General features: G+C 25.0%; 5 protein-coding genes. All 5 read left to right on the forward strand.

Translation table 11 applies throughout. From position 1 onward, the window contains the following. Positions 1-185 precede the first annotated feature (185 nt). The 5 genes from ACOTVC_RS08445 to ACOTVC_RS08465 all read left to right on the forward strand — a co-directional run bounded on the left by ACOTVC_RS08445 (position 186) and on the right by ACOTVC_RS08465 (position 3,041). Entirely contained in the window at positions 186-821 is a 636-nt protein-coding gene (locus ACOTVC_RS08445; RefSeq protein ID WP_044599618.1) for a multiple promoter invertase, read from the forward strand. Positions 822-975: 154 nt separating this feature from the next. Beyond that, on the forward strand, positions 976-1,617 hold the full coding sequence (locus ACOTVC_RS08450; RefSeq protein ID WP_257933350.1) for a DUF5710 domain-containing protein: 642 nt from the start codon (positions 976-978) through the stop codon (positions 1,615-1,617). Positions 1,618-1,704: 87 nt separating this feature from the next. Next, positions 1,705-2,013: an EexN family lipoprotein gene (locus ACOTVC_RS08455; RefSeq protein ID WP_421628309.1), complete on the forward strand. Its 309-nt coding sequence runs from the start codon at positions 1,705-1,707 to the stop codon at positions 2,011-2,013. Between the two features lie 108 nt (positions 2,014-2,121). After that, positions 2,122-2,262, forward strand: coding sequence for a hypothetical protein (locus ACOTVC_RS08460; RefSeq protein ID WP_257915070.1), 141 nt, complete (start codon positions 2,122-2,124; stop codon positions 2,260-2,262). Beyond that, a complete protein-coding gene (locus ACOTVC_RS08465; RefSeq protein WP_257933427.1) occupies positions 2,262-3,041 on the forward strand; it encodes a Fic family protein in 780 nt (259 codons plus the stop codon). The genes ACOTVC_RS08460 and ACOTVC_RS08465 overlap by 1 nt, the downstream gene beginning before the upstream one ends. Positions 3,042-3,256 lie beyond the last annotated feature (215 nt).

Raw genomic sequence — 3,256 nt, forward strand, 5'->3', positions numbered from 1 at the left:
GCATTTATCGGTATATTTGGTTGAAAATAAGGCTTTATAGTAATATTTTTTATAGGCTTATCACTACTCCTATTACTACTTACTTTTAAATTTATGCTGTTATTAAAGGGTTAATTATTTTAAACTAGAAAAATCATACCTTTTTTTGATATAAACAATCTTTATTTTTACACAAGGAAATATCAATGATATATGCTTATATAAGAGTTAGCACTGATAAACAAAACACTGAAAATCAAAAATTTGAAATACTTCAGTGGAGCAAAAGAAATGAAATTAAAATCAATTACTTTGTGCAAGAAGTTGTTAGCGGAAAAATAGCAATAGATCATAGAAATTTAGGAAGATTATTTAAAAAATTAAAAAATGGAGATTCCTTAGTTGTTACAGAACTTTCAAGATTAGGAAGAAGTCTTTTAGATATTATGGAAAAATTAAACTGGTGTATTAAAAATAATATCACTATATATTCCATCAAAGAAAATTTTGCTCTTAATGATAATATTAATACAAAAGTAATTGCTTTTGCTTTTTCTCTTTCAGCTGAAATTGAAAGACAATTGATTTCACAAAGAACTAAAGAGGCTTTAGCTAGAAAAAAAATGGAAGGTGCAATTTTAGGGCGTCCCAAAGGAAAAAAGAACAGAATCGAAGTAAATCCATGCTATCCAGCATTAAAACAAATTTTAAAATGGGATAAGCAAGGCTACTCGCACTCAAAAATAGCAAGAAGAATAGGTGTTCATAGGGATACTTTAAGAAAATTTTTAATTACAATGGGATATACACATTTGCTAAAAAGATATAAAACTGAGATTTAACTTTCTCTTTTAAGGGAAAAAATAGTGTGCTTTTAGTAGAATAAAAAAATTAAAAAATAACGAACGATAAATTTTAACAAAATATTCTAAAATTTATATTAATTATTTATATATGTAATTAATTATTAAGTGTTTTGTTATCTAAGGACAATTTATGAATATAAAACTTAATATTCCTTATTCAGAAAAAGATAAATTGAAAGAATATGGAATAAAATGGAATCAAGAACATAAAACTTGGTATTTGCAAGATTATAAAAATTTAAACTATGTTTCAAGTTATTTAGAGAATAAAAATTTTACATTTTATGCAACTGAAACTTTAAATATTGTTCAGGGGTTTATTAATTGCTGGAAATGTTCTAAAGTTATACCTGTATATGCTTTGGGAAGCTCTAAATTTATTTATAAAGAAAAAGGCGAATGGTTATTTCAGCCTAAATTTAAAATATTTAGAAATATAACTGCATATTCTGAAGATTTTTCTAATATTTTAAAACATATGAATATAAAATCTCTCGAAAAATCATTTTCAAACACAGCTGGAAGTTCTTATTTGATGAATAAATGCCAATGTTGCCAATCAAAACAAGGAGAGTTTTTCTTGTTTGAAGAAATAGATTCTATTTTTAGTCCTAGCACTGTTAAAGAAGCACAACAACTAAAGATTTACGATTTTCCTTTATTATTTGATTTGGGTTTTACCGGAGAAATTATCGAGATACTTACAAGCGAGTGTTCAGATATTAATGCTTTAATTTGGTTTAATGCTGAGCGTATAAAAATCGTTAAATAATTTATATCTAATTAATACTTTTTAGATATAATTTCAATATCATTAAAATATAACGAACATATTTAAAAAATATATCAAGGATATAAAATGAAAAAAGTAGTTTTAGGGTTAGCTTCTCTTAGTCTTATTGTTTTTTTAGGTGCTTGTTCATCAGAGCCTAAGTCTATGGAATATTTTAAAGATGCTAAAAATGAAAAAGAATTAAAAGATACTTTAAAATATTGTAAAGATAATAGAGACTCTATACTAAAAGATAAAACTTCAAAAGAATATATAGAATGTGAAAATGCTTTTAAAGCAGATATAGGTAAATCAATGGGGAAAGAGCCTTTGAGTTGGGAAGAGCTTGGAAAACAAGCTGAAGAAAAAGCAAAAGCTAGTGGCTTATTTGACTAAATAGGAGTGAAAAATGAGTAGTGTTTAGCTACTCGTTTGTTTGTATTATTCATATATAAAATGATATAATTATATCATTAAAATTCTTAAGAAAGTTTATTTGGTATGATGAAAGATAAAAAATATGCTAATGTGGATTTAAAATTTCTTCCTAAAATAAAAAAAACAACAAAAGAGAATGAGAAAAAAATCATTAAAATGCTAATGGAAGATAATAAATTAGCTTTAAGGTATTTAGAAGATAAGTGATGGAAGAAAATTTTTTTAATGAAGATGCTGAATTATTGTATAAGCGCATTGTTGAAATCAACAAAGAATTGATGAATGATTCTTCATCTAAATCATTAAAAAAATTTGCTATTTTAAACAAAGGAACTTTGTTAGATCTTTGCAATTGCGTTTATTCCACAATTCCATTTTCAGATCCTCCTGAACCCTATTGTTCTGATTTTGCTGAAATGACAGCGATGATTATTTATAAATTAAATAAAGGACATTGTTTTGCTGATGGAAACAAAAGAACAACTTTATTAATTATAATGGAATTAATAAAAGATGCATATCCAGTTTTTTATAATGACTTCTTTAAGGGCGGATTATCAATCTTTTTAAAAGATATGATTAAAAGGAATTTAAATGAAGATGATGTAATAAATTGGGTTAGATACCAATATGACCTAAAATATGAAATATCTGATGTGGAGGCACAAATAATATATCTTATAATGCAATATAAAAGACATGGATTTTATGATTTGGCAGAAGAAAGATATAAAGAATGCCTTGCAGTATACGGACCTTCTGTTGCTCTATATAAATCTATGGCTAAAGTTTATACTTGTAAAGGCGAATATGATAAAGCTATAAATTTATATGAACAAGCTATAGAAGGAAGTAAAGGTAAAATTGATGAATTTGAGTTACTCAATTTAAAATTTCATAGAAAAAAATTATTGTCTAGAAATACAATTAGTAAAGAAGAATTTTCATTATATTTGAAAAGTGTTTCTGGAAATCGTAATGGATAATTGATTTTTCTTGATATTTTTTATATATAATTAATATTTTTTAGATATAATTTCAATATCATTAAAATATAACGAACATATTTAAAAAATATATCAAGGATATGAAATGAAAAAAGTAGTTTTAGGGTTAGCTTCTCTTAGTCTTATTGTTTTTTTAGGTGCTTGTTCATCAGAGCCTAAGTCTATGGAATATTTTAAAGATGCTAAAAATGAAA

This window comes from Campylobacter sp. GB48 (assembly GCF_049221845.1).
Lineage (GTDB): Bacteria > Campylobacterota > Campylobacteria > Campylobacterales > Campylobacteraceae > Campylobacter_D > Campylobacter_D lari_C.